At 72.1% G+C, this 24554-nt stretch carries 23 protein-coding genes; 7 read left to right on the top strand and 16 right to left on the bottom strand.

Annotated elements, in window-relative coordinates:
* Positions 1–11: 11 nt before the first annotated feature.
* Positions 12–1433, top strand: a complete 1422-nt coding sequence (locus tag ACIBAF_RS06230; protein ID WP_399461937.1) for a dihydrolipoyl dehydrogenase family protein — start codon at positions 12–14, stop codon at positions 1431–1433.
* Between the two features lies 1 nt (position 1434).
* Here the strand turns inward: ACIBAF_RS06230 and ACIBAF_RS06225 are convergent, their stop codons facing one another.
* Complete coding sequence (locus tag ACIBAF_RS06225) at positions 1435–2079, bottom strand: peptide deformylase (protein WP_399461936.1); 645 nt, start codon at positions 2077–2079, stop codon at positions 1435–1437.
* 161 nt (positions 2080–2240) lie between these two features.
* On the opposite strand from ACIBAF_RS06225, the gene ACIBAF_RS06220 reads away from it, so the two are divergent.
* Positions 2241–3677: a PepSY-associated TM helix domain-containing protein gene (locus ACIBAF_RS06220; RefSeq protein ID WP_399461935.1), complete on the top strand. Its 1437-nt coding sequence runs from the start codon at positions 2241–2243 to the stop codon at positions 3675–3677.
* A 158-nt stretch (positions 3678–3835) separates the two neighbouring features.
* Here ACIBAF_RS06220 and ACIBAF_RS06215 read toward each other — a convergent pair whose 3' ends face one another.
* The 4 genes from ACIBAF_RS06215 to paaK form a co-directional block, all read right to left on the bottom strand.
* Complete coding sequence (locus ACIBAF_RS06215) at positions 3836–4201, bottom strand: tetratricopeptide repeat protein (protein ID WP_399461934.1); 366 nt, start codon at positions 4199–4201, stop codon at positions 3836–3838.
* 122 nt (positions 4202–4323) lie between these two features.
* Positions 4324–4767, bottom strand: a complete 444-nt coding sequence (locus tag ACIBAF_RS06210; RefSeq protein ID WP_399461933.1) for a MarR family winged helix-turn-helix transcriptional regulator — start codon at positions 4765–4767, stop codon at positions 4324–4326.
* Positions 4764–5252, bottom strand: a complete 489-nt coding sequence (locus ACIBAF_RS06205) for a MarR family winged helix-turn-helix transcriptional regulator (RefSeq protein ID WP_399461932.1) — start codon at positions 5250–5252, stop codon at positions 4764–4766. The genes ACIBAF_RS06210 and ACIBAF_RS06205 overlap by 4 nt, the downstream gene beginning before the upstream one ends.
* 113 nt (positions 5253–5365) lie before the next feature.
* The gene (paaK, locus tag ACIBAF_RS06200) at positions 5366–6712 is read right to left on the bottom strand and encodes a phenylacetate--CoA ligase PaaK (RefSeq protein ID WP_399461931.1); all 1347 of its coding nucleotides are present in this window, start codon (positions 6710–6712) and stop codon (positions 5366–5368) included.
* A gap of 188 nt (positions 6713–6900) precedes the next feature.
* Between paaK and ACIBAF_RS06195 the strand changes: the two genes are divergently transcribed.
* A complete protein-coding gene (locus ACIBAF_RS06195) occupies positions 6901–8124 on the top strand; it encodes a thiolase family protein (protein WP_399461930.1) in 1224 nt (407 codons plus the stop codon).
* Positions 8125–8190: 66 nt separating this feature from the next.
* Here the strand turns inward: ACIBAF_RS06195 and ACIBAF_RS06190 are convergent, their stop codons facing one another.
* Entirely contained in the window at positions 8191–9072 is an 882-nt protein-coding gene (locus tag ACIBAF_RS06190; protein ID WP_399461929.1) for a hypothetical protein, read from the bottom strand.
* A gap of 162 nt (positions 9073–9234) precedes the next feature.
* Here ACIBAF_RS06190 and ACIBAF_RS06185 point away from each other — a divergent pair, with 162 nt between their 5' ends.
* Entirely contained in the window at positions 9235–10878 is a 1644-nt protein-coding gene (locus ACIBAF_RS06185) for an NAD-dependent malic enzyme (protein ID WP_399461928.1), read from the top strand.
* Between the two features lie 192 nt (positions 10879–11070).
* On the opposite strand, the gene ACIBAF_RS06180 is transcribed toward ACIBAF_RS06185, so the two are convergent.
* The 3 genes from ACIBAF_RS06180 to ACIBAF_RS06170 all read right to left on the bottom strand — a co-directional run bounded on the left by ACIBAF_RS06180 (position 11071) and on the right by ACIBAF_RS06170 (position 13853).
* Entirely contained in the window at positions 11071–11493 is a 423-nt protein-coding gene (locus ACIBAF_RS06180; RefSeq protein WP_399461927.1) for a CBS domain-containing protein, read from the bottom strand.
* 69 nt (positions 11494–11562) lie between these two features.
* Complete coding sequence (locus tag ACIBAF_RS06175) at positions 11563–12630, bottom strand: YihY/virulence factor BrkB family protein (protein ID WP_399461926.1); 1068 nt, start codon at positions 12628–12630, stop codon at positions 11563–11565.
* A 119-nt stretch (positions 12631–12749) separates the two neighbouring features.
* Positions 12750–13853 carry an endonuclease/exonuclease/phosphatase family protein gene (locus ACIBAF_RS06170; RefSeq protein ID WP_399461925.1) on the bottom strand — a complete coding sequence of 368 codons (1104 nt, stop codon included), beginning with the start codon at positions 13851–13853 and terminating at the stop codon, positions 12750–12752.
* A gap of 87 nt (positions 13854–13940) precedes the next feature.
* On the opposite strand from ACIBAF_RS06170, the gene ACIBAF_RS06165 reads away from it, so the two are divergent.
* The 3 genes from ACIBAF_RS06165 (at position 13941) to ACIBAF_RS06155 (ending at position 16825) form a co-directional block, all read left to right on the top strand.
* Positions 13941–14645, top strand: coding sequence for a response regulator transcription factor (locus ACIBAF_RS06165; protein ID WP_399461923.1), 705 nt, complete (start codon positions 13941–13943; stop codon positions 14643–14645).
* Positions 14638–15750, top strand: coding sequence for a sensor histidine kinase (locus ACIBAF_RS06160; protein ID WP_399461922.1), 1113 nt, complete (start codon positions 14638–14640; stop codon positions 15748–15750). The genes ACIBAF_RS06165 and ACIBAF_RS06160 overlap by 8 nt, the downstream gene beginning before the upstream one ends.
* Before the next feature lie 409 nt (positions 15751–16159).
* Positions 16160–16825, top strand: a complete 666-nt coding sequence (locus ACIBAF_RS06155; RefSeq protein ID WP_399461921.1) for a phosphatase PAP2 family protein — start codon at positions 16160–16162, stop codon at positions 16823–16825.
* Between the two features lie 12 nt (positions 16826–16837).
* On the opposite strand, the gene ACIBAF_RS06150 is transcribed toward ACIBAF_RS06155, so the two are convergent.
* From ACIBAF_RS06150 to ACIBAF_RS06120, 7 genes are read right to left on the bottom strand one after another with little or no spacing between them, the layout of a single operon-like run.
* Positions 16838–18172, bottom strand: coding sequence for a glutamate-1-semialdehyde 2,1-aminomutase (locus ACIBAF_RS06150; protein WP_399461920.1), 1335 nt, complete (start codon positions 18170–18172; stop codon positions 16838–16840).
* A 19-nt stretch (positions 18173–18191) separates the two neighbouring features.
* A complete protein-coding gene (gene rfbC, locus ACIBAF_RS06145; RefSeq protein ID WP_399461919.1) occupies positions 18192–18737 on the bottom strand; it encodes a dTDP-4-dehydrorhamnose 3,5-epimerase in 546 nt (181 codons plus the stop codon).
* Positions 18734–19978 carry a polysaccharide pyruvyl transferase family protein gene (locus ACIBAF_RS06140; protein ID WP_399461918.1) on the bottom strand — a complete coding sequence of 415 codons (1245 nt, stop codon included), beginning with the start codon at positions 19976–19978 and terminating at the stop codon, positions 18734–18736. The genes rfbC and ACIBAF_RS06140 overlap by 4 nt, the downstream gene beginning before the upstream one ends.
* Positions 19975–20931 (bottom strand): glycosyltransferase family 2 protein, encoded by a 957-nt coding sequence (locus ACIBAF_RS06135; RefSeq protein ID WP_399461917.1) that lies wholly within the window; start codon positions 20929–20931, stop codon positions 19975–19977. The genes ACIBAF_RS06140 and ACIBAF_RS06135 overlap by 4 nt, the downstream gene beginning before the upstream one ends.
* On the bottom strand, positions 20928–22235 hold the full coding sequence (locus ACIBAF_RS06130) for a hypothetical protein (protein WP_399461916.1): 1308 nt from the start codon (positions 22233–22235) through the stop codon (positions 20928–20930). Before ACIBAF_RS06130 ends, ACIBAF_RS06135 begins: the two co-directional genes overlap by 4 nt.
* Positions 22232–23530, bottom strand: a complete 1299-nt coding sequence (locus ACIBAF_RS06125) for a DUF4910 domain-containing protein (protein WP_399461915.1) — start codon at positions 23528–23530, stop codon at positions 22232–22234. The genes ACIBAF_RS06130 and ACIBAF_RS06125 overlap by 4 nt, the downstream gene beginning before the upstream one ends.
* Positions 23527–24552: an NAD-dependent epimerase/dehydratase family protein gene (locus ACIBAF_RS06120; protein ID WP_399461913.1), complete on the bottom strand. Its 1026-nt coding sequence runs from the start codon at positions 24550–24552 to the stop codon at positions 23527–23529. Before ACIBAF_RS06120 ends, ACIBAF_RS06125 begins: the two co-directional genes overlap by 4 nt.
* Positions 24553–24554 lie beyond the last annotated feature (2 nt).

Below are 24554 nucleotides of genomic sequence, written 5' to 3'. Positions count from 1 at the left end.
ACACTGGGCCCATGACGGAAACGGAAACCAACGTGTACGACGTCGTGGTGCTCGGGGCCGGGCCCGTGGGGGAGAACGTCGCCGACCGCACCCGCGCGGCCGGTCTCACCACCGCGGTCGTGGAGAGCGAACTCGTCGGCGGCGAATGCTCCTACTGGGCCTGTATGCCCAGCAAGGCCCTGCTGCGCCCGGTCATCGCCCGCGCCGACGCCCGCCGCGTGCCCGGTCTGCGCCAGGCGGTCCAGGGCCCCCTCGACGCGGCCGCGGTCCTCGCCCACCGCAACTACTACACCTCCGACTGGACGGATGACGGCGCCGCCCAGTGGCTCGACGGCATCGGCGCCGACCTCTACCGCGGCCAGGGCCGCCTCACCGGCCCGCGCACGGTCACCGTGGGGGACAAGGTGCTCACCGCCCGGCACGCCGTCGCCGTCGCCACCGGCACCCGTGCCGTCCTGCCGGACCTGCCCGGACTCGCCGAGGTCAAGCCCTGGACCAGCCGGGAGGCGACCAGCGCGCAGACCGTGCCGGGCCGGCTCGTCGTGGTCGGCGGCGGAGTCGTCGCCACCGAGATGGCCACCCTCTACCAGGCCCTCGGCACCCAGGTCACCGTGCTCGTGCGCGGCAAGGGCCTGCTGAACCGCATGGAGCCGTTCGCCGGCGAACTCGTCGCCGAGGCGCTCACCGAGGCCGGCGCCGACGTGCGCACCGGCGCGTCGGTCGAGTCGGTGACCCGCACCGCGGACGGCGTCGTCGTGGTCGTCACCGGCGCCGGCGACCGTATCGAGGCCGACGAGATCCTCTTCGCCACCGGCCGCGCCCCGCACACCGACGACCTCGGCCTGGAGACCGTGGGCCTGGAACCCGGCTCCTGGCTGACGGTCGACGACAGCCTGCTCGTCACCGGCACCGACTGGCTCTACGCGGTCGGCGACGTCAACCACCGCGCCCTCCTCACCCACCAGGGCAAGTACCAGGCGCGCATCGCGGGAGCCGCGATCGTCGCCCGTGCGGCCGGAACCCCTCTCCAGGCAGCCGATCCGTGGAGCGCCCATGCGGCCACGGCCGACCACCAGTGCGTCCCCCAGGTCGTCTTCACCGACCCCGAGGCCGCCGCGGTGGGCCTCTCCCTCGCGGAGGCGGAACAGGCCGGGTACCGGGTGCGGGCCGTCGACGTCGACATGACCTCGGTGGCGGGCGCGGGCCTGTACGCCGACGGCTACAAGGGCCGCGCCCGGATGGTCGTCGACCTGGAGGAGGAGATCCTGCGCGGCGTCACCTTCGTCGGCCCGGGCGTCGGCGAGCTGATCCACTCCGCGACGGTCGCGGTCGTCGGCCAGGTCCCGATCGCCCGCCTGTGGCACGCGGTCCCGTCCTACCCGACGATCAGCGAGGTCTGGCTGCGACTGCTGGAGGCGTTCCGGGACAACTGACCTACGGCAGCTCGAAGTTCAACGCCTGCGCCGCCGCTGCCGGAGTCGGCTGCGCCCACCGCTCCAGCACCGCCTGGTTGGCGGAGAGCGACCGCAGTTCGGCGCGGTCGAGGTACAGCAGGCCGTCGAGGTGGTCCGTCTCGTGCTGGACGATACGGGCGGGCCAGCCGCCGAACACCTCGTCCAGCGGCCGGCCGTGCTCGTCCTCGCCGGTGAGCCGGACCTCGGCGTGCCGGGTCACCACCGCCTGGTAGCCCGGCACGCTCAGGCAGCCCTCGAAGAAGGCGGCGGGGGTGGAACCGACCGGCTCGTAGGCCGGGTTGACCAGGACGCGGAACGGCTGGGGCACCCGGCCGCGGGCTGCCCGCACCTCCTCCGGCACCGGCGCCGGGTCCTCGATGACCGCGATCCGCAGGCCCACCCCGACCTGCGGGGCGGCGAGCCCGACGCCCGGCGCCGCGTGCATGGTGACCCGCAGTGCCTCCACGAACCGGGCCAGCAGCGCGGGGTCGAGCTGGCCGTCGTAGCGCACGGCGCCCGCCCGCAGGACCGGGTCGCCGGCCGCGACGATGGGCAACGGGCCGCCGGGGGCGAGGAGTTCCTCGATCCGGTCGGCAAGGGGCGTGCGAGGACTGGGAGATGACATTCGGCCAGGATGCCATGGACGGCCTCCGTGTGACGCAGGTCACTCGAAGTGGCGGGAACTCGGGGGTGCTCTCCTCCGACTACTGGTGCGTCACGGCTGAAGAACGTCCCCCAGTCCTGAGCCCCCGGTCCCCGATCCCCTGACCCCGGAGAAGCCCGCCGATGTCCACCGCTCCCTCGACCTCCCCCACTCCCGGCTCCGCTCGAGCGGGGAAACCCCCATCGGACGAGGCCCCGCAAGCAGCGGCCCCCGCGCCGAAGTCCCGTGGTGCGTGGGCCCCGTTGCGCCCGCTGGTGCTGCGCCTGCACTTCTACGCCGGCGTGTTCGTGGCGCCCTTCCTGCTGGTCGCCGCCACCACCGGGTTCCTGTACGCCGGCGCGTTCCAGGCCGAGAAGCTCCTGTACTCCCACGAGATGACCGTGCCCGTCGGCGACGCCAAGCTGCCGATCTCCGCGCAGGTGGACGCCGCCCGCAAGGCCCACCCCGAGGGCACGGTCTCGGCCGTCCGCCCCTCCCCGGAGGACGACGCCACCACCCGGGTGATGCTGTCGGGCGTCAAGGGCGTCGACTCCGGCCACACCCTCGCCGTGTTCGTCGACCCGTACACCGCCAAGGTGCGCGGTGCGCTGGAGCAGTACGGCGCGACCGGCGCGCTGCCGCTGCGCACCTGGATCGACGAGTTCCACCGCGACCTGCACCTCGGCGAGAACGGCCGCCTGTACAGCGAACTCGCCGCGAGCTGGCTGTGGGTGATCGCCGGCGGCGGCCTCGTGCTGTGGTTCACCCGCCGCCGCGCCCTGCGCAAGGTGCGCGGCACGAGCGGCCGGCGCCGCACGCTCGGCCTGCACGGCGCCGTCGGCGCGTGGGCCGCGGCCGGCTTCATCTTCCTGTCCGCGACCGGCCTGACCTGGTCGACCTATGCGGGCGCCAACATCGACGAGCTGCGCACCTCCGTCGGCCAGTCGACCCCGTCGGTCTCGGCGGCCGTCGGCGGCGGTGGCGAGCACGCCGGTCACGACGCGGCCTCCGGCAGCGGCGGAGACGCCGAGCACGGCGTCGGCCTCGACAAGATCCTCGGCGCCGCGCGCGCAGAGGGGCTGGGCGACCCGGTCGAGATCGTCCCGCCCGCCGACGCCTCCTCCGCGTACGTGGTCAAGCAGGTGCAGCGCAGCTGGCCCGAGAAGCAGGACTCGGTGGCGATCGACCCGGCCACCGGCAAGGTCGTCGACGTGCTGCGCTTCGACGACTACCCGCTGCTCGCCAAGCTGACCCGCTGGGGCATCGACCTGCACACCGGAGTCCTGTTCGGCCTGGTCAACCAGATCGCGCTGATGCTGCTCGCGCTCTGTCTGATCCTGCTGATCGTGTGGGGCTACCGCATGTGGTGGCAGCGCGGCCGCGGCTCCGCCTTCGGCCGGCCGATCCCGCGCGGCGCCTGGGCGCAGGTCCCGCCGTACGTCCTCGTCCCGCTGATGGCGGCGGTCGCCGTGGTCGGCTACTTCGTCCCGTTGCTCGGCATCCCGCTCGCCGGGTTCATCGTCGTGGACGTCGTCCTCGGGGAGATCGCGCACCGAAGGGGGCGGCGCACGGCCGTCTGAGCCCGTCCGGCTCGGCGGCCAGGAAGGCGGCGACCACCGGCATGGTGTTCCGCCGGCATGGTGTTGGGCCGGCATGGCGCTCGGCGGTCCGGAGCGCCGCAGCCGTGAACGCGTGGGGTCACGCGATCACGGCTGCGGCGCTGTGCGGGCGGGGTGCGTCAGGCCTCCGGGAAGTCCCCCGCCAGCGCCGAGGCGAGGCGCAGATGCGGGCCCGCCTCCTCGTGCCGCCCCTGCCGCTCCAGGGTGCGGCCCAGCATCAGCCGGGCGTACTGCTCGACCGGGTCGCGCTCGACGATCACGCGCAACTCACTCTCGGCACGCAGGAGTTGGGCCGAGTGGTAGTAGGCGCGCGCCAGCAGCAGCCGGGGCCCGGTCTGCTCAGGCACCTCCTCGACCAGCCCGACCAGCACCCGCGCCGCGGCGGCGTACTCCTTCGCGTCGAAGAACAGCTGAGCCCGCTCCCACCGCTCGGCCGGCGTGCCGTGACCGTAGTACGCGGAGTCGCGCGTCGTCTCGTATGTCATGTCCACTCGTGACCTCCTTCGACGCCGACAACCGGGAGTAGTGGTTGAATATTCCACCATCCGGGTGTGGCGGGACGGCGGGGACGTCAGGGGCGGTGGGGACGGCGGGGACGGCGGGACGGCTACGAGGTCAGGGCCGCCAGCTCCGCGTCGGCCCGTTCGGTGATGCGGGCGAGGACGCGCCCGGCGGTCGCCAGGTCCTCCGCGGGGATCCCGGCGTAGATCCGGGCCGAGATCTCGCCCGTCTCGGCGCCGATCGCGGCGAACAGGTCGCGCCCGGCGTCCGTGGGGCTGATCAGCGGGCCGTCGGCGGACAGCAGCCCCTTGGCGAGCAGTGAGTCGACGCTTGCGCGTACGCCGGCCGGGTCCGCCTTGAGGTCCGCGGTGACCCGCTCGACGAGCGTGCCGAGGTCCAGCGGGCCGTCGGCGACGACGGCCCTCCGGAGGGTGATCTGCTGCTGGAAGGTGGCGTCGTGCCGGGTCAGGACGTGCTCCAGGACGGCGCGGCCCGCGTAGTGCGCCAGGCCTATGGTGCGACCGTTGGCGGGCTGTGGCGTTGAGGTCATCCATGCTCCTGAGAGGTCTCGTCGGTGGTTTCGAGCGGCGCGTCGAGCAGGAGCGCCAGCTCGCTCTTGAACGTGTGCGTCCGTGCGCTGTCCAGACCGCCGAGCGGCTGCAGCAACTGCTCCAGCAGCCCCTGGACCACCTGGACGGCCCGGCGGGTGACGTCCTGCCCCCGTTCGGTGAGCGCCAGTTGGACGGCGCGCGGATCGCGGGGGTCGCGGGTGCGCTCGATCAGCTCCGCGGACTCCAGGGCGCGCGCGAGCTTCGAGACGTAGAGCGGCTCGAGCCCGGTGTGGTCGGCGAGGCGGCGCTGGCTGGGGCGTTCGCCGGCCCGCTGCATGCCGTGGAGCGAGGCGACCAGCGAGTACTGCGCGTGCGTGAGGCCGAGGGGCGCCACCGCCCGGTCGACGGCCACGCGCCACTTCGTCGACAACCGCCACACCAGGTAACCGGGCGTGGCCCGTTCGGAACCCATGCTCTCGCTCATGGGCGATACATTACATGGCTACTATGTCCATGGCTACTAAATCCGCGCACCTGCACCTCGTCAGGGCGTCGGCCGGTGCGGTCGCCGGCGGCCCGCGCTCCGTGCCGAGCGGATCACGCCTTGCGCAGGTCCTTGACCCGACGCAGCTTGCCGAGCGAGCGCTCCAGGGTCTCCGGGGCGACGATCTTCACCTCGACGGTCACCCCGACGCCGTCCTTGATCCCCTGGGCGATCGCCCGGGCGGCGGCGTCGCGCGGCTCCCGCCCCGTACCGGGGCGTGCCTCGACGAGGACGGTCATGTGGTCCATCCGCTCGCGCCGGCTCAGCTGGATCTGGAAGTGCGGGGCGACACCGGGGGTGCGCAGCACGATCTCCTCGATCTGGCTGGGGAAGACGTTCACCCCGCGCAGGATGATCATGTCGTCACAACGGCCGGTGATCTTCTCGATGCGGCGGAAGGCGGGCCGGGCGGTGCCGGGCAGCAGCCGGGTCAGATCGCGGGTGCGGTAGCGGACGACCGGCAGTGCCTCCTTGGTGAGGGAGGTGAGGACCAGCTCGCCCTCCTCGCCGTCGGGCAGTGCCTCGCCCGTGATCGGGTCGACGACCTCCGGGTAGAAGTGGTCCTCCCACACGTGCAGCCCGTCCTTGGTCTCCACGCACTCCTGCGCCACACCCGGACCGATCACCTCGGACAGGCCGTATATGTCGACGGCGTGGATGTCCATGCGTTCCTCGATCTCGCGGCGCATCTCCTCCGTCCACGGCTCGGCGCCGAAGATGCCGACCTGCAGCGAGGTGGAGCGCGGATCGACGCCCTGACGCTCGAACTCGTCGAGGAGCGTGAGCAGGTACGACGGCGTGACCATGATGATCTCGGGCTGGAAGTCCTGGATGAGCTGCACCTGCCGGGCGGTCATGCCGCCCGACGCGGGGATGACCGTGCACCCGGCCCGCTCGGCCCCGTAGTGGGCGCCGAGGCCGCCGGTGAACAGCCCATAGCCGTACGAGATGTGAACCTTGTGTCCGGGGCGGCCGCCTGCGGCGCGGATCGAGCGGGCCACCACGTCGGCCCACATCGACAGGTCGTTCTCCGTGTAGCCGACCACGGTGGGGCGGCCGGTGGTCCCGCTGGAGGCGTGGATGCGGCGGATCTCGGACGTGGGCACGGCGAACATGCCGAAGGGGTAGGTGTCCCGCAGATCGGCCTTCGTGGTGAAGGGGAACCGGGCCAGGTCCTTCAGCGAGTGGCAGTCGTCGGGTCCGATCCCGGCTTCGTCGAACTTCTTCCGGTACTGCTCGACGTTGTCGTACGCATGCCGCAACGTCGCCCGCAGGCGGTCGAGTTGGAGCTCCGTCAGCTGCTCGCGGGTCATCCGCTCGCCGTCGTCCAGCAGCTCCTGGGGGAGCGGCTCTCCCCGGTGAGGTCGGGCGACGGCCGGGGCTGTCGGTTCAGTGCTCATCGCGACTCCTCGCCTCCATGCTGCGGGCTGCGACCGCGGCCGTCTCGTCGGCGGGCCGCGGCGCCGTCTCCGCCGCCCTGTGAACCGACCGAACATTCGGTTAGCATGCGACACGGCCAAGTAATCCAGCCGTACCACTGCATGTCAAGAGGTGGATCGCATGCCCATCGCCGTCGAGGAGTGCGCCCATGCCTGACGACGTCTTCCTGGTCGACGGGGCGCGTACCCCGCAGGGCCGCTACGGCGGCGTCCTGGCCTCGGTGCGGCCCGACGACCTCGCCGCCCTGGTCGTCGGCGAGGCCGTCCGGCGCGCCGGGATTCCTGGCGAGGCCGTGGACGAGGTGATCCTCGGCGCGGCCAACCAGGCCGGTGAGGACAACCGGGACGTGGCCCGCATGGCCGTCCTGCTCGCCGGGCTTCCGAACGGCGTGCCCGGCTACACCGTCAACCGGCTGTGCGCCTCCGGCCTGACCGCGGTCGCGAGTGCCGCGCAGGCCATCCGGTCCGGCGAGGCCGAGCTGGTCGTCGCCGGGGGCGTGGAGTCGATGACCCGCGCGCCCTGGGTGATGGAGAAGCCCGGCGCCCCGTGGGCCAAGCCGGGGCAGGTGCACGACACGTCACTGGGCTGGCGGTTCACCAACCCGCGCTTCGCCGACGCCGACCGGGAGGCGCCGGCGGGCTTCGGGCCGGAGACGGCGAAGGTCACCCTGTCGATGGGGGAGACCGCCGAGGAGGTCGCCGCCCTCGACGGCATCACCCGCGCCGACTCCGACGCCTTCGCGCTGCGCAGCCATCAGCGGGCCGTCGCCGCGCAGCACGCCGGGCGCTTCGACCGGGAGATCGTCCCGGTGCCGGTCGGAGACGGGCAGGTGACCCGCGACGAGGGACCGCGGCCGACCACCACCCTGGAGAAGCTGGGCGGCCTGCGCACGATCTTCCGCAAGGACGGCATCGTCACCGCCGGCTCCGCCTCCCCGCTCTCCGACGGCGCCGCCGCACTGGTCGTGGCGAGCGCGGCGGCCGTCGAGCGCCACGGACTCACCCCGCGGGCCCGGATCGTCACCTCCGCCTCGGCCGGCGTCCAGCCCCATCTGATGGGTCTCGGCCCGGTGCCCGCCACCGAGAAGGCCCTCGCCCGCGCGGGCTGGGGGACCGGTGACCTGGAGGCGGTCGAGCTCAACGAGGCGTTCGCCGCGCAGGCACTGGCCGTGATCCGCCGGCTGAAGCTGGACGAGGAGAAGGTCAACGCCGACGGCGGCGCGATCGCCCTCGGCCACCCGCTGGGCTGCTCCGGCGCCCGCATCCTGCTGACCCTGCTGGGACGGCTGGAGCGCGAGGACGCCCGCCGAGGCCTGGCCACCCTGTGCGTGGGCGTCGGCCAGGGCGTCGCGATGCTCGTGGAACGCGTGTGAGCACGGTGATGCGGGTGGCCTGGACGGCCGATCAGCATGCAGCCGGTGTCAGCACATGTGCCGGTGTCAGGACATGTAGGCGAGGAGGCCGATCTCCGGGGTCAGCGCTCCCGGCTGCCCGAGGGACCGGAAGTCGGCCTCGACCGCTGCCAGGTCGAGAGCGCCGGCGCGTACGGCCTCGTACCGGACGACCGACCACAGAAACACGTCGAGGTTGTCGTACTGCGTGTCCGCTTCGATGACCTGCTCTTCGTGCAACCACACCGCGGCCCGACCGCTGGTGAGGACGACGTAGTAGTCCGTGGCGAGGGTGGTGTCGGCGACCTGCGCGGCGGTGCGGGCCAGCAGCGGGAAGGAGGCGCCGCGCGGGGAGGCGGTGGCGTCGCCGAGCGCCGGGATCGTGTGCCGGTCCCTGGGGACGTACCACTCCTGGCACTTGGGCTTCTGGACCGTGTACGGCAGCGTGAACTGGGCGCCGCCGTCGGCCGGGACGCGCAGCGTCACCCCGGTGGACTCGGCGGCCACGGTGTGGGTGACGCCGTCGCCGCGGTCCGGGAAGCGGTAGCGGAAAGGCCACCCCCTCGTCGTCGGCGCGCAGCACGAGGTCCATGGGCAGGCCTTTGGCGTTGCGCAGCGACACGACGCGCTCGGTCGTCTGCTTGCGGACCCGGGAGACCTTCCCCTGGAGGAGTTCGTAGTCGACGACGACCGTCTTCGGACGAAGTCGGCGTCGTCCAGGGTGAGTCCGAGCGGACTGGGCGGGACGACCTCGGCGCCGTCCACCGTGACCGCGTACCTCGCGGTCCCGGCGTCGAGACGCAGGGCGAGCTCGACCCGGCCGTCGTGAGAGGTGACGGTCACCGACCTGCCGTCGAGGTTCGGGCCCTGGCCCGGGGAGGCCCCCTGCGCGGGCGTCGCCGACAGTGGCGCCACGACCGTCGCGGCCACGGCGCCCGCGGCGATGACGGCTCTTCTGGACGGCTTGCCGGAGTGATCGCAGCCGGTTCCGCTTGGCCGTCCGTCGCGTGTGTCGGGTCGGGAGGGGTACCTGGGTGCGAGGTGACGAACGAGTTCTGACGGCAAGCGCCGCGGCCGACGTGAGGAGACCCCATGGTCCACAGGCGCGAGGGACCGAGCGGCCGCGCGCTGCTCGCGGACCCGCTGAGCAACAAGGGTGTCGCCTTCACCCAGCAGGAGCGGGAACGGCACGGCCTGGTCGGGATGCTGCCGCCCGGGGTGCTGTCCCTGGAACTCCAGGCGCGACGTGCGTGGGAGCAACTACGGGCCCAGCCGGACGACGTGGCGAAGAACGTGTACCTGGAGCAGCTCCACGACCGCAATGAGGTCCTCTACTTCCGGCTGCTCTGCGACCACCTCCCCGAGTTGCTGCCGATCGTGTACGACCCGACCGTGGGCGAGGCGGTCAAGCGGTACAGCCACGAATACCGGCGGCCGCGCGGCGTCTACCTGTCCGTCGACCGCCCGCAGGACGTCCGTCCCGCCTTCCGGGCGCTGGGCCTCGGCCCCGACGACGTCGACCTGGTGGTGGCGACCGACGGAGAGCAGCTCCTCGGCATCGGCGACTGGGGTGTCGGCGGCATGCAGCTCTCCGTCGGCAAGCTGGCGGTCTACACCGCCGCCGCGGGCATCCACCCGGGGCGGTCCGTGGCGGTGATGCTCGACGTCGGCACCGGGAACCAGGCGCTGCTCAACGACCCGCTGTACGTCGGCAACCGGCACACCAGGGTGCGCGGAGAGGCGTACGACGCGTTCGTCGCCGCGTTCGTGGAGGCGGTCGGCGAGCTGTTCCCGCACGCGCTGCTGCACTGGGAGGACTTCGGCCCCGGCAACGGCCGCCGACTCCTCCAGCGGTACGGCGAGAAGCTCTGCACCTTCAACGACGACCTCCAGGGCACCGGCGCGATCACGCTGGCCTGCGTCATGAACGCGGCACGAGTCACCGGCACGCCCCCGCGTGACCAGCGGGTCGTGGTCTTCGGCGCGGGGACGGCGGGCGTGGGCATCGCCGACCAGCTGCGCGACGCCATGGTCCGCGACGGACTGGACCGCGAGACAGCCACCCGCCGCATCTGGTGCGTGGACCGCCAAGGCCTGCTGCGGCGGTCCGCCGAGGGACTCCGCGACTACCAGCAGCCGTACGCGCGGCCCGACGACGAGTGGCCCGACGACACGCCGGCCGACCTGCCCGGCGTGGTGGACCGGGTGCAGCCGACCGTGCTGGTGGGAACCTCCACCCGGCACGGGGCCTTCACCGAGGACGTGGTCCGTTCCATGGCCCGGCACGTGGACCGGCCGGTCGTGCTGCCCTTGTCCAACCCCACGGAGAGGATCGAGGCCATGCCGGAGGACGTGCTGCGGTGGACCGACGGCAAGGCCCTGGTCGCCAGCGGCATCCCGGTGCCTCCGGCGGAGCTGGACGGCACGACGTACGTCATCGGCCAGGCCAACAACGCGCTCGTCTACCCGGGGCTGGGGCTGGGGGCGGTGGTGGCCCGCGCCGAGCGGATCACCGACGGCATGCTCCAGGCCGCGGCGGCAGCCGTCGCCGGCCTCGCCGACCTGTCGCAGCACGGCGCGGCGCTGCTGCCGGAGGTGCGGAACCTGCGTACCTCGTCGGCCGTGGTCGCCGCGGCCGTCGCCCGCCGCGCCGCCGAGGAGGACGTCGCGACGGCCCGCCTCGACGACGTCATCCAGCAGATCCAGGACGCCATGTGGCAGCCCGAGTACCGCTGACAGGAGAAGGTCGCAAAGGGGGCGGGGAAGCGGCGCAGACCTCCCCAGGCGCTCCGCCGCTTCCCCGCCGACACGGCCCGGTTACCCCAAGACGCCGGTCCCAAGCCCGGCGCCTTCAAGCGTGCGCCTCGGGTCGGGATCGGGAGTCGTCATGGCGCACGCTCCTCTCGGCGTCGTACGGGTGAGGGCGCGTCACTTGTTGGGGCTCGTGGAGCTGATGTCGCCGAGAGCCGACTCGGGGTCGCGCTCGATGGCCAGGTCGCCGATGGAGACGATGCCCACCGCGTGCTGCCCTTCGTCGACGACCGGTACTCGGCGGACCGAATGCTCGCGCATCACTTCCACGGCACGGCGGAGGTCGTCGTCGGGCTTCACCGTGACGAGATCGTCGCTGCACGCGTCCGCCACCGTCATGCGGTTCGGATCGCCGCCCTCGGCCATCGCGCGGACCACCAGGTCGCGGTCGCTGACCAGCCCGCGCAACCGCTCGCCCTCGGTGACCAGCACGGCGCCGATGTCCTCGTCCCGCATCATCCGGGCCACGACCGTCACCGAGGTCAGCGGTTCGACGGCCACCGGGGCACGCGTCATGACGTCGCTGACATGCTGAGTCATGGGAAGGACCATCCCTTCGTGGAGTGGCGGTGCGTCCCACCGCCGCTGGGCCTCCCGAGTACCCCCGGGTCAGGAGCCCAGGCGACGGCGGTCCTCCTCGTCCCACGTCCGGGTGTCACGCGGCTCGACGTACGGCTCCTCGTCGGCCGGAAGGCCCCCGGCGACGGCCCGCTGACGCACCAGCTCCGCGTCGAACTCCAGGCCGAGCAGGATCGCCAGGTTGGTGATCCACAGCCACACCAGGAAGATGATCACGCCGGCGAGAGCGCCGTAGGTCTTGTTGTACGAGCCGAAGTTCGCCACGTACAGCGCGAACCCGGCCGAGGCGATCATCCAGATCAGCATCGCCAGGAAACTGCCCGGCGTGATCCAGCGGAAGCCGCGGACGCGCGCGTTCGGGGTGGCCCAGTACAGGACGGCGATCATCACCGTCACCAGGACCACCAGCACCGGCCACTTCGCGATGGACCACACGGTCAGCGCCGTGTCACCGATCCCGAGCGCGGCGCCGACCTGCCGGGCCAGGCCGCCGGTGAACACGACGATCAGCGCACTGATCACAGCCATCACCATCAGCACCACGGTCACGCCGACCCGCACCGGCAGCACCTTCCAGATCGGACGGCCCTCGGGGATGTCGTAGACCGCGTTGGCGCTGCGGATGAACGCGGCGACATAACCGGACGCCGACCACACCGCCAGGACCAGACCCACGATCGCCATGATCGAGCCCAGCCCGCCCTTGCCCTGCATCTGCTGCACGGCGTTGCGCAGGATGTCCTGCGCCGCACCCGGGGCGAGCTTCTGGATGTTGTCCAGGACCGCCTGGGTGGCCGACTGCCCGACGACCCCCAGCAGCGACACCAGCGCGAGCAACGCGGGGAACAGCGCCAGGATCGAGTAGTAGGTCAACGCGGCGGCCCGGTCGGCCAACTCGTCCTTCTTGAACTCCTTGAGGGTGCCTTTCAGCACCGCTTTCCAGGAGCGTGGGGGCAGGTCCGTCGGCTTGTCCGGGGCCTGCCGCTCAACCTGCTCGTCCGGCCCGGCGGCGGACGGTGCGGCCTGCGCGGTCTCGCCCTCGCCGTCGGCCGCGACGCGCTCGCCGTGCCGTCTGTGCGGCTTCAGTGTCCGTACCATTCCGCCCGGGTATCCGGCCCGGCCCCACCCATGCGTGAATACATGACATGAATACGTGACATATCGGGCGTTCGTGGAGCGGTCGTCGAGGTGTCACCGTGGTGGCCTCGGGCGGTGCCTCACCAGGTGATTCCGGCTGCCACCGGCAGGTGGTCGCTGGTGGTGGCCGGCAGTACCCATGAGCTCTCCGGCTGCACGCCGCGGACCAGGATCTGGTCGATCCGCGCCACCGGGAACTTCGCCGGCCAGGTGAAGCCGAAGCCGTCCCCGGCCACGTCCTGCACCGAGCGCAGCTGCGAGGTGATGCCGTCGAACGCGCGGTCGTCCATCGTGCCGTTGAAGTCGCCGAGCAGCACCACCCGCTCGTTCCGCTCGGCGGCGATGGCCTCGCCGAGCGCCTGCGCGTTTCTGTCCCGCGAGTCCGTCCAGAAACCCGTCCTGGGATTCACCCGCACCGACCCCAGGTGGGCCACATACACCGCCAGCGGCCCCTGGTCCGTGGCCACCGTGGTGCGCAGCGCCCGGCTGTAGGCCATCTTGGCCTCGTCCGGCTTGGCGTCCCCCAGCGGCCCGGCGTCCTGCTTGATGTCGACCGGCCGGGTGTCCGACAGCGGCAGCTTGCTCCACAGCCCGACCGTGCCCTGCACCGCGTGGTACGGATACGCCTTCGCCAGCTCCTTCTCGTACGTGCCCCTGGCCTGCTGGGTCACCTCCACCAGGGCCAGCACGTCCGCGCCGGAGGCGGCCAGGTCGCGAGCGGTGCCGGCCGGGTCGGGATTGTCGGCACCGACGTTGTGGCTGACGACGGTGAGGTCGCCGCCCGGGTGCGACTTGTCGCCGAGCAGCCCGCCGAAGAGGTTCAGCCACACCACGACCGGCAGCATCAGCGCGGCCACCGCTAAGGCGGAGCGCCGCCACAGCGCCCCGGCCAGCAGCACCGGAATGAGCAGGCCGAACCACGGCAGGAAGGTCTCGACCAGGCTGCCGAGGTTCCCGATCCGGTTCGGGATCTGCGCGTGGAGCAGCATGAGCAGCCCGAGCAGCAGCGCCAGCGCCGCGAGGACCAGGCCGCGCTTCCAGGGACCCGGCCGGGAGCCGAGGCGGATCAGGCGGCGGATGCCCCTGCTCCAGGCACCGACGAGGGTGTCCCGGCGGTCGGCGCTGCCCTGGTCGGTCTCCGCCGTGTCCACCTGCGCCATCGTCGACGGTGGTGTTCGATTCATGCCGTCAGTCAAGGCGGCGCCGTGTTGTCGGCGCGTATGCGGTTTTCGATACGCCGACGATATGCGCCGGCTCGTAGCCTGAAGGACATGCGTGTGCTGATCGTCGAGGACGAGCCCTATCTGGCGGAAGCCATCCGCGACGGCCTGCGCCTGGAAGCGATCGCGGCCGACATCGCAGGTGACGGCGACACCGCCCTGGAGCTGCTGCGCGTCAACGCCTACGACATCGCCGTCCTCGACCGTGACATCCCCGGCCCTTCCGGCGACGAGATCGCCAAACGCATCGTCGCCTCCGGCAGCGGCATGCCGATCCTCATGCTCACCGCGGCCGACCGTCTCGACGACAAGACCACCGGGTTCGAACTCGGCGCCGACGACTACCTGACGAAGCCCTTCGACCTTCGCGAACTCGTGCTCCGGCTCAGAGCGCTCGACCGCAGGCGTGCGCACAGCCGACCGCCCGTACGGGAGATCTCGGGTCTGCGTCTGGACCCGTTCCGCAGAGAGGTCTACCGGGACGGCCGCTACGTCGCGCTGACCAGGAAGCAGTTCGCCGTACTGGACGTCCTCGTCGCCGCCGAAGGCGGTGTGATCAGCGCCGAAGAACTCCTGGAGCGCGCGTGGGACGAGAACGCCGACCCGTTCACCAACGCTGTGCGCATCACCGTCTCGGCACTGCGCAAGCGTCTCGGCGAACCCTGGATCATCGCCACCGTGCCGGGCGTCGGCTACCGCATCGACACGCAGCCGGAGGCCGGAGCCGAGGGAGTCGAGGGAGGCGAGCATGGCTAGGGCGCCCGGGTTGAGCGTTCGCGTCAAACTCACCCTCAGCTACGCCGGGTTCCTCATGCTGGCCGGCGCCCTGCTGCTGGCCGCCGTGTGGGCGTTCCTCCTGCGTTACGTCCCTGACCGGGCGATGCTCATCAACCCCGACGACCAGCCCACGCACGGTGTCTTTCCCATTCGGTCCGCCCTCCTGGGCGTGTTCGCTCCGAGGGCAGCCGCGGTGTTGGCCTTCCTGCTGGTGTTCGGCCTCGTGGGAGGGTGGATCCTCGCCGGCCGCATGCTCGCTCCCCTGACCCGCATCACCGACGCCACACGCACGGCCACGAACGGATCGCTCTCTCACCGAATCCGGCTACCGGGCCGCAACGACGAGTTCCGCGAACTCGCCGACGCCTTCGACACGATGCTCGCACGGCTCGAAGCGCACGTCGCCGAACAGCAGAGATTCGCAGCCAACGCCTCGCACGAGCTGCGCACCCCGCTCGCGATCTCGAAGGCACTTCTCGACGTGGCCCGCACGGATCCGACGTGCGACACCCGCGAGGTCATCGACCGTCTCCATGCCGTCAACACCCGAGCGATCGACCTCACCGAGGCCTTGCTCCTGCTCAGCCGAGCCGATCAGCGGTCCTTCGCCCGAGAGCACGTCGACCTGTCCCTCGTGGCGGAAGAAGCCACCGAAACCCTCCTCCCCCTCGCGGAAAAGCAGGGCGTCACCATCGAGACCTGCGGTGACGTCACCCCCGTGATCGGATCGCCGGCGCTCCTGCTGCAGCTGACCACGAACCTCGTGCACAACGCGATCGTCCACAACCTGTCCGGACGGGGCACCGTGCGGGTCGACACGAGCGTCCGCCCCGACACGGTGGTGCTCACTGTCGAGAACTCCGGCGAGAAGGTCACCCCAGAGCTGGCCTCGACCTTCACCGAACCGTTCCGGCGCGGCACTGAGCGCGTGCACACCGACCACGCCGGCGTCGGCCTCGGCCTGGCCATCGTCCAGACCATCACTCGCGCCCACGACGGAACGCTCACCCTCACCCCGCGCCCGGCCGGCGGGCTCCGCATCACCGTGGAACTACCCGGGGGGCCCGCCGGCGGGCAGCCCTGAAAACGGTCGCGCCGCCACCTGCCGCCACGACAGGAGACCCGGTTGCGGACGGCGTCCGGCTACCTGGTCAGCGTTCGCGGAACCCGGGTCGATCCGACACCGACCGAGTTCCGCAGGACGAAGTCACGGACCGCGCCGGCGAACAGCTCGGGCTCCTCGACGGGTCGCATGCGCCTGCCGTCTCCAGCACCAGCAGCTGCGAGTCGGGGATCAGCTCGTCGAGTTCGAGCGCCCGGCGAACCCCGCAGTGTTCGCGCGACCGCATTGTTGGTTAGGGTGGCGAACGGAGACTGAATCCGACGTTCATGGCCAAGGTGACGGCCAGGACGGCGAGTTGGCCGGAGCGGGCCTGGACGTCGGTCCGGCTCAGTTCGTGCGAGGGGGAGGTGCATCGCATCTGCCGGATCGAGTGACCGGCCGGCCGGCGCCCGCGGTGTTGCTGCCGCCGTCGCTGCGCCCGCGGCTCGGGTTGATCGCGGCGCTCGCCGCGCTGGTGGTCGTCGTGCTCGGGGTCGGGTACGCCGGCCACAGCGAGCCCGGCAGGGTGGACCGGTGGATCGTCCAGCCGACGGCGGACAGTGTGCGGCCGCCCTGGAGGCGCGTCGCTCTGGGCATGGACTTCTTGGGGGAGCCCGCCGGATCGGCGATGCTGATCGTGGCCGTCGTGGCGGGCTGCCTGCTGCTTCGACGTCCGCGCGCGGCGGTGCTCGTCGTGGCCGGCACCGCCCTGACCGTGGGGACGACGACGCTGCTCAAGCATCTGGTGGGACGCACCATCCACGGCGACGACAACCTGTCCTATCCGAGCGGGCACACCGCCTTCTTCACCGCGCTCGCCGTCATCGGGGCGCTGCTCGCGACCGGCCGGCTCGGCCTCGGCAGGACGGCCGGCATGTCACTCGTGCTCGCCGCCGCGCTGGTCGCCGGCACCGCCATGGGCTGGGCGCAGGTCGCCCTGAGCGCGCACTATCCGACCGACGTCCTCGGCGGCTGGTGCACAGCGCTGGCGGTGATCCCGGCGACCGCCTGGCTGATCGACTGGACGGCCGCCGCCCGTCAGCCAGAGCGCCGCTGACGTCACGTCACCTCACGCCAAGCGCCGGAACACCGGCTTCACCGGCCGCCCGGCCAGCCAGGGGTCGGGGTCGGCGGCGTCAAGTGCCTTCCGGTACACCGCACATGCCTGGGCCACCACGTCGACGGTGTGATCGATGTCGGCGTCGTCGAGCGCGCTGCTCACCACGAACGACGGGGCCAGCACCCCGCCCGCGAGGAGCCGGCGCAGGAACAGGGTGCGGTACTCCTGCGACGGCTGCCCGTTCGCGTCGAGGGTGGCGAAGACCAGGTTGCTGGCCCGGCCCCGGAGGACGAGGTGGTCGCCGACGCCCATGGCGGCCGCGGCCTCGCGGACACCGGCGGCCAACCGCTCGCCGAGGGCGTGCAGCCGGGCGGTGACTCCCTCCTCGACGTAGGTGGCTTGCACGGCCATCGCGGCCGCCAGGGAGTGCGTTTCCGCACCGTGCGTCGTGGACAGCAGGAACACCCGCTCGCCGGAGTGCCGCAGCCCGCCCAGCTCCATCAGATCGCGGCGCCCGGCCAGCGCCGAGACGGCGAATCCGTTGCCGAGCGCCTTGCCGAACGTGGAGAGGTCGGGGACGACGCCGTACAGGCCCTGGGCGCCCGCCTCGGACCAGCGGAAACCGGTGATCATCTCGTCGAAGATCAGCACGCAGCCGTGCCGGTCGGCCAGTTCGCGGAGGCCGGCGAGGTACCCGGGCGGCGGCTCGGTGTGGGTGGCGGGTTCGAGGATCAGGCAGGCGACCTCGTCCTGGTACCGGGTGAGCAGTTCCTCCGTGGCGGCCAGGTCCCCGTACGGGAACGCCACCGTGAGCTCGTTGGTCGCCGCCGGAATGCCGGCGGACATCGGGGTGGCGCCGATGAACCAGTCGTCGACCGAGAAGAACGGATGGTCGGCGCAGATGGCCACCCGCGGGCGCCCGGTGGCGGCGCGGGCGAGGCGCACCGCGGCGGTGGTGGCGTCGGAGCCGTTCTTCGCGAACTTCACCATCTCGGCGGTCGGCACCGTGGCCAGGAAACGTTCCGCGGCCTCGACCTCCACGATGGACGGCCGCACGAAGTTGCTGCCGCGGTCCAGTTCCCGCCGCACCGCCTCGATCACGCGCGGGTGGGCGTGGCCGAGACTGACCGACCGCAGGCCGGAGCCGTACTCGACGTAGCGGTTGCCGTCGACGTCCCACACGTGGGCGCCGCGGCCGTGGCTGATGACCGGGGCCAGGTGCTCGGGGTACTGGTCGTCGCCCTTGGCGTAGGTGTGCGCGCCCCCGGGGATCATCGCGTGCAGCCGCTCGTTCGCCGTCCGCGACCGGGGCAGGAGGAGTTCTGCGGTGTCTACGGTGTCCACACCGACCTCAACTTTCTACTTACTGTTGCTTCAGGACCTCGGCGAGGCTCGGCGCCTCCCGGTCCCGCTGGGACATCGAAGTGACCGGCAGCGGCCAGGGAATGGCCAGCTCCGGGTCGTCGAACGCGATCGTCACGTCCTCGGCCGGATCGTGCGGGCGGTCGATCCGGTACGAGGTGTCGGCGGTTTCGGTGAGCGCCTGGAAGCCGTGCGCGCACCCCGCCGGGATGTACAGGGTCGTCTGCGTCTCGTCGGACAGCTCGAAGAAGGCCTGGCCCAGGTAGGTCGGCGAGTCCGTCCGCAGGTCCACGACGACGTCGAAGATCCTCCCGTACGAGCACCGCACCAGCTTGGCCTCACCGGCGCCGGAGCGCAGATGCAGGCCGCGCAGCACGCCCCGGGCCGAGCGGGACAGGCTGTCCTGGACGAAGGCCTGCGGGTCGAGGCCCGCCGCGCGGACCACGTCGGCGTCGAACGTGCGGCAGAAGAAACCGCGCTCGTCGGCGTACGGCGTCGGCTCGAACAGGTACGCGCCGGCGATCTCCGGGACTTCGGTCGCCTTCATGGAGCCTCCCGATACGCGTGGGCGTGGGTGTGGGGGTGGGCCGTCGTAGGGAACAGGGCGGCGGTCAAGGCGGCGAAATGCTGCGCCAGTTGCTGGGTGATGACCAGGTTGCGCTCGGAGAGCGTCTGCCTCAGCTCGGCCGATTGCTTCTCCAGCGCCCGGAACTGGTCGAGCAGCCGGTCGGCGTCGACCTCGCGAGCCGGGTGGCAGTACGCGTCCAGCCCCATCTGGGCCATGAGCGCGTCGCTCTTCGCCGCGTAGCCCAGTGCGAGCGTCGGCGTGCCGACCTTCAGCGCGCAGATCAGGTTGTGGTACCGGGTCGCCACCACGGTGTCGGCAGCCGCCGTCTCCTTCATCAGGTCGGCGAGCGAGGCCGCCTCGGAAGCGGTGACCAGCGGCGAGTCCACCGCGCCGAGGATCGCGGCGACCACCGGCGCGTCGCACGCGTCGCCGGTGAGCAGCCTGACCGGCCTGCCGTCCTCGACGAGCGCGCGGACGAAGCGGATCGTCCCGTCGAGGTAGCGCCGATGGATCTCCTCGGCCCGGGCGCGGTCGTCGTTGCCGCCGTGGAAGTCCATGACGCCGACGCAGACCAGGCCCGGCGGGCCCGAGGGGGCGCCCGCCGGCGGGGTCGGCAGGGAGAACGCGAGGTCCGGGTGGACGGCGTCGCGCGCGGTGTCCACGCCCATCGCGCGCATCGCGTCGCGGGACGGGGCGTCCCGGTACGACCGGTAGGCGGCCAGCCGCGCCGACCAGCGCACCAGGGTTCGGGTCGGCCGGTTGCCGATCGCGGCGGCGCCGACGCCGACCAGCGCGACCCGGGTGCGCAGCAGCCGGCCGCTCGCGCAGAGCAGGAACAGCGCGTACGGGAAACCCCACGGCCGCAGCGGCAGCGTGGCCTCCAGGACGCCCATGCCCGGCACGATCACCACGTCGTGCCGGCGCACCCAGGCGGCGGTGCGGAAGGCGTCGACGAGTTTGCCCAGACCCTTCGCCGCGATCGCGCCCGCCCTTGACGCGGTCCGGTACTCCCCGCGGTTCCAGTGCAGCCGCGTCGCGGGGATCCCGAACCGGGCCGTCACGGCCTCGGGTCCGCCGCACAGCGCGTCCACGACCGCCTCCGGGTGCTCGGCGCGGAGATACCCGAGCACGGCCTCCAGCGACCCGTCGTTGCCGAGGTTGCCGGAGCCGAGCAGGCCGAACACCCCGACCCGCACCGGGGTTTCGCCCGCGGACGTCATGCCTGCCTCCGTTCACGGCCTTCACGCCCGGCGACGAGGGCGTCGACGGAGACGGTCAGCTTGGCCGGGTCGACCGGGGCGCGGTCCTCGACCCGCTCGCCGGCGCCCGGCCGGGCCCGGCTGGTCATCCATGCGGCCAGGTGGCGGTAGCACGCGCGCCGGTCGGCCGCGGACAACGGCGCCCGCCGGATCGCCGAGACGAAGCCCCAGACGTACTCGGCGAGCAGCCGGGGCGTCGGATGCAACAGGCCCGCCCGGCGCGGGTCCAGGTTGACGCACCGGGAGCGCTTGGACGGGTTCGCCCGCTCGGCGCGGGTGGGGTGGTCGCGGCGGAAGTAGAGGAGCTCCGGCACCTGGTGGAAGGGGCCCTGCAGGCCGATCTCCGCGACGAACGTGCGGTCCGCGTGGTGGTAGCTGTCCATGGGTTTCACCCGGCGCAGCACGTCGGCCCGTATCACCCCGTAGAAGTCGTCGCCGCCGGGCTCGAACAGCATGCTGCGGAAGCGCTCCGGCGGGTGCGGCGAGGCGGTGGCGAGTGTGTACTCGTACGGGACTTTCACCTGGCCGTCGCCGTCGATGACCGCCTGGTCGGCGTGCGCGAGGATCACGTCCGGCCGCTCGTCCAGCGCCTGGACGCAGCGCCGCAGCAGGTCCCGGCCGTACAGGTCGTCGTGCGAGGCCCACTTGAACAGCTCGCCGCGGGACTGGGCGAACACGTAGTTGTGGTTCGGCGTGGCGCCGACGTTCCGGGGCAGCCGGAGGTACCGGATGCGCGTGTCCTGCGCCGCGTACTTGCGGCAGACGTCCTCGGTCCCGTCGGTCGAGGCGTTGTCGGAGATGATCAGCTCGAAGTCCTCGTAGGTCTGGCCGAGCAGGGCGTCGAGCGACTCGGCCAGGTACTCCTCGCCGTTGTACACGGGCAGGCCGATGCTCAGCCTGGGCTGGGAGGTCATGAAGTCCTCACTTCGGGAACGGAGTTGGGGTGGTGCTCGCGCAGGGCGGACCGCAGCTGCAGCCACCACACGGCCGAGCTGCCGACGGTGGCCGCGGCGACGCCCCAGGCCGAGCCGACCGTGCCGGCCAGGGCCGCTCCGCCGAGCCCGCCGCCGACGTAGCAGACGGAGGCGAACAGCTGGGAGCGCAGGCTGCGCTTGGCGGCACCGAGGGCGCGCAGCCCGGCCGCCGCGCCGGTGCCGAGGCCGGCGCCCGCGACGCTGAAGGTGATCGGCACGATGAGATGCGAGGAGGAGTGCCAGACGCTGCCGAGCAGCAGGTCGCCGAGCCGGTTCGGCAGCAGGAGCAGCGACCCGCCCCAGAGCAGCGCGGCGATGGCCTGTCCGCCGCCCAGCAGGAGACAGAACCTGCCCAGGCGGTGTGGGGCCTGCCGCAGCACCCGTGCCGCCTCCGGGACGGTGACCAGCGACAGTCCCATCAGTACGGCGAGGAAGGGGCCCATCAGGAGCTCGGCACCCCGCACCGCGCCCACCGCGCCGAGCCCGACGATCGCGCCGAGCCCGTAGGCCCGCAGTTGGCTGGCGCCGCTGAGGCTGACGTTCTCGACCAGGTACCGGTAGCCGAGATCGCGCTGCTCGCGCAGCCACCCGCGCGCCTCGGTCATCCGGGGGCGGATACCGGACTGGAGGCAGCCGTACGCGGCGGCCACCGCGGCGGACGCGCCCCAGGCGAGGACGAAGGCGGCCACGGTGTCCACGCGGGCCGCCAGCACCATGGCCGGGACAAGCGCCACACACCACACGACGTCGTTGACGAAGGCCTTGCGCCCGTCGCCCGCGGCGAAGAACGAGAACCGCCAGGCATCCTGCAGCAGCAGCCCCGGCAGCATGACGCCCAGGCAGACGAACGCGGGCCCCAGCCGGCCGCCGAGCCCCAGCCCGGCCACCAGGGACACCACACCGATGGCGGTGCCCACGCCGAACGCGGTACCCGTCGACCGGGCCACCGCCCCGCGCCAGGACGCCTCCGGCACGCCGCTGAAGCGCACCACGAGCGGGTCGGTGGCCAGGCCCCGGGAGACGTTGAGCACCACGCCGTAGGTCACCCAGGCCAGGCTGAACACACCGAACGCGGTGACCCCCAGCGAGCGGGCCACGTAGATGCCCACCGCGAAGTTGCTGATGCTGGAGGCCGCCTGGTCGGCCAGTCCCCAGGACAGCCGGCCGACGAGGGCCCGCTTGGCGGACCGGGCCGGTGGCGCCGCTGTCTGTGGGCCCTCCCCCTCGACGGGCATGGACGTCATGTCTTGATCAAACCTGCCTCGTGCAGTGCGTCGGCCGCGTCGGCGACGGTGTCGAAGGGCAGCCCGGACCGCTCGGCGACGTCCAGCAGGCTGTGCTCGCCGTCGGAGAGGTTGAGCACCCAGAGCATGGCCATCTGGGCCTGCTTGGTGTCGCTGCGGCCGCCGAGCGCGTCGTACAACCCGCGCCGCCCCAGCTGTGGTTCGCCGTACGGGCTGAGGTTGACGTACTGCCGGTTGCGGTCCAGGACGTCGAAGGCCTCGCGGCAGACCGCGAGGGTGTCCGCCATCGCCTCCGGGGAGACGAAGTCCAGGTTGTCCGCCGAGGTGTGGTACTCGGGGTAGCCCGCGTACGGGGTCCGGGTGAGCGAGCCGACGCCGAGGTCGAAGCCGGGCGAGCAGTACTGCCGCTCGTCGTAGCCGTACGGCGTGAACTCGTTGACCTGGTGCGGGCGTTCGGAGGCGGACAGCACGTGCCGCAGCACGCGGTCGATCTCGGCGTCGCCGCGCCTGCTCTGCTTGTACGTCAGTTGACCCGGGTCGCCGGCGCAGGCCAGCACGACGCCGTGCTTGACCCGTTCGACCCGCTCCCTGTTGCGGGCCAGCCAGGTGATCGCCCCGATGGTGCCGGGCGCGAAGATGAACCGGTAGGTGTAGTACGGCGTCCGCTCCGCCAACTCCCGCGCCAGGAACGTCGCCACCGCTACGCCGGCCATGTTGTCGTTGGCCAGCGAGGGGTGGCAGACATGGCAGGAGACGATCACCTCGTCCGGGACCTGCCCGGGGACCATGTGCTCGGCGTAGGTGAGGTGGCCGTCGTCGAGCGTGGAGTCGATGCGCACCTCGTAGTCGCCGTCCGGCATGGCGTCCAGGGTGTCCTGGGCCAGGCAGAAGCCCCACTCCGGCTTGTAGTAGCTGGTGCGGTACGGCACCCAGGACGGCTGGTCCGGCAGGGTGTGCAGGTGCGGGCGCAGTTCGGACAAGGGCATGGTCGCCGACACCGGCACGCTGTAGCCGAGCACGTGCAGGCTGGACTCGGCGAAGTCGACGACCCGCCTGCCAGTGCTGTCAGCGATGTACGCGTCCCGGATGTTCCACTCCTGCGGCACCGTCCAGTCGAGCACCTGCGTCCCGGTCGGCACCTCGTGCACCTGGAGCGGGATGTACTCGCCGACGATGTCCAGGGTGGCGCGCACCCCGTCGCCGGTGATGCTGCGGCACAGCGGGTACAGCCGCTCGACCAGCGCGTACATCTCGTCGCCGGCCGAGGTCGTCGGCTGTACACCGCCCGCGGTCATCCGCGCCGCCGCAGGGTGTCGTCGACGGTGCCGGCCTCGGAGGCCGAGCGGAGCACGGCCAGGCGGGTGAAGCGCTGCTCGAAGGCTTCCCGGGTCAGGTCGAACGTGCGGTAGGCGTCGGCGAGTTCGAGAGCGCCCCGCTTCACCGACCACTCGCAGTCGAATCCGGGGATCGCTGCGCGGAAGCGGGCGAAGTCCACCCGGTATGAGCGCGGGTCGTTGCCGTTCTCCCCGGTGATGTTCACCTCGGAGCCGGGCACCGCCTCGGCGACCTGCTCGGCGATCTCGGCGACCGTGACGTTGTTGGCCTCGCTGCCGATGTTGAACGCCCGGTCGTGCACCGCCTCCCGCGGCGCGGTCAGCGCGGCCGTGAAGGCCCGAGCGATGTCGACGGCGTGCACCAGCGGGCGCCAGGGGGTGCCGTCGGAGAGCACGAGGACTTCGCCGGACAGAAGCGCGTGGCCCACCAGGTTGTTCAGCACGATGTCGGCGCGCAGCCGGGGCGAGTAGCCGAAGGCGGTGGCGTTGCGCATGAACACCGGGGTGAAGTCGCCGTCGGCGAGCTCGTGCAGATCGTCCTCGACCCGCACCTTGGACTCCGCGTACGGCGTCACCGGGCGCAGCGGGGCGTCCTCGCCCACCAGGCCCTCGCCGCCGGCTGCGCCGTACACCGAGCAGGTCGACGCGTACAGGAAGCGCCCCACTCCGGCCTCGCGGGCCAGCCGGGCCAGCCGTACGGACGCGTGGTGGTTGATGTCGTAGGTGAGGTCCGGCGCCAGCGATCCCAGCGGGTCGTTGGACAGGGCGGCCAGGTGGATCACGGCGTCCACCCCGGCCACGTGTTCGGCCGTGACGTCGCGCAGGTCCACCCGATGCCCCGGCGGGTCCGCGGGCGTCGGGCCCAGCACGCAGTCGGCGAACAGGCCGGCGTCGAGGCCGACGACCTCGTGCCCGGCGGCGGCGAGCACCGGGGCCATGACGGTTCCCAGATATCCCTGGTGTCCGGTCAGTAGTACGCGCATGG

Source organism: Streptomyces sp. NPDC051677 (assembly GCF_044453465.1).
Lineage (GTDB): Bacteria > Actinomycetota > Actinomycetes > Streptomycetales > Streptomycetaceae > Streptomyces.
Note: the sequence above shows the minus strand (reverse complement) of the source record. Positions and strands in the feature narration are given on the sequence as shown.

Coding starts and splice junctions, on each gene's coding strand:
- ACIBAF_RS06230 (WP_399461937.1), top strand. CDS start 12: ATGACGGAAACGGAAACCAACGTGTACGACGTCGTGGTGCTCGGGGCC.
- ACIBAF_RS06225 (WP_399461936.1), bottom strand. CDS start 2,079: ATGTCATCTCCCAGTCCTCGCACGCCCCTTGCCGACCGGATCGAGGAA.
- ACIBAF_RS06220 (WP_399461935.1), top strand. CDS start 2,241: ATGTCCACCGCTCCCTCGACCTCCCCCACTCCCGGCTCCGCTCGAGCG.
- ACIBAF_RS06215 (WP_399461934.1), bottom strand. CDS start 4,201: ATGACATACGAGACGACGCGCGACTCCGCGTACTACGGTCACGGCACG.
- ACIBAF_RS06210 (WP_399461933.1), bottom strand. CDS start 4,767: ATGACCTCAACGCCACAGCCCGCCAACGGTCGCACCATAGGCCTGGCG.
- ACIBAF_RS06205 (WP_399461932.1), bottom strand. CDS start 5,252: ATGAGCGAGAGCATGGGTTCCGAACGGGCCACGCCCGGTTACCTGGTG.
- paaK (WP_399461931.1), bottom strand. CDS start 6,712: ATGAGCACTGAACCGACAGCCCCGGCCGTCGCCCGACCTCACCGGGGA.
- ACIBAF_RS06195 (WP_399461930.1), top strand. CDS start 6,901: ATGCCTGACGACGTCTTCCTGGTCGACGGGGCGCGTACCCCGCAGGGC.
- ACIBAF_RS06185 (WP_399461928.1), top strand. CDS start 9,235: ATGGTCCACAGGCGCGAGGGACCGAGCGGCCGCGCGCTGCTCGCGGAC.
- ACIBAF_RS06180 (WP_399461927.1), bottom strand. CDS start 11,493: ATGACTCAGCATGTCAGCGACGTCATGACGCGTGCCCCGGTGGCCGTC.
- ACIBAF_RS06175 (WP_399461926.1), bottom strand. CDS start 12,630: ATGGTACGGACACTGAAGCCGCACAGACGGCACGGCGAGCGCGTCGCG.
- ACIBAF_RS06170 (WP_399461925.1), bottom strand. CDS start 13,853: ATGAATCGAACACCACCGTCGACGATGGCGCAGGTGGACACGGCGGAG.
- ACIBAF_RS06165 (WP_399461923.1), top strand. CDS start 13,941: ATGCGTGTGCTGATCGTCGAGGACGAGCCCTATCTGGCGGAAGCCATC.
- ACIBAF_RS06160 (WP_399461922.1), top strand. CDS start 14,638: ATGGCTAGGGCGCCCGGGTTGAGCGTTCGCGTCAAACTCACCCTCAGC.
- rfbC (WP_399461919.1), bottom strand. CDS start 18,737: ATGAAGGCGACCGAAGTCCCGGAGATCGCCGGCGCGTACCTGTTCGAG.
- ACIBAF_RS06140 (WP_399461918.1), bottom strand. CDS start 19,978: ATGACGTCCGCGGGCGAAACCCCGGTGCGGGTCGGGGTGTTCGGCCTG.
- ACIBAF_RS06135 (WP_399461917.1), bottom strand. CDS start 20,931: ATGACCTCCCAGCCCAGGCTGAGCATCGGCCTGCCCGTGTACAACGGC.
- ACIBAF_RS06130 (WP_399461916.1), bottom strand. CDS start 22,235: ATGACGTCCATGCCCGTCGAGGGGGAGGGCCCACAGACAGCGGCGCCA.
- ACIBAF_RS06125 (WP_399461915.1), bottom strand. CDS start 23,530: ATGACCGCGGGCGGTGTACAGCCGACGACCTCGGCCGGCGACGAGATG.
- ACIBAF_RS06120 (WP_399461913.1), bottom strand. CDS start 24,552: ATGCGCGTACTACTGACCGGACACCAGGGATATCTGGGAACCGTCATG.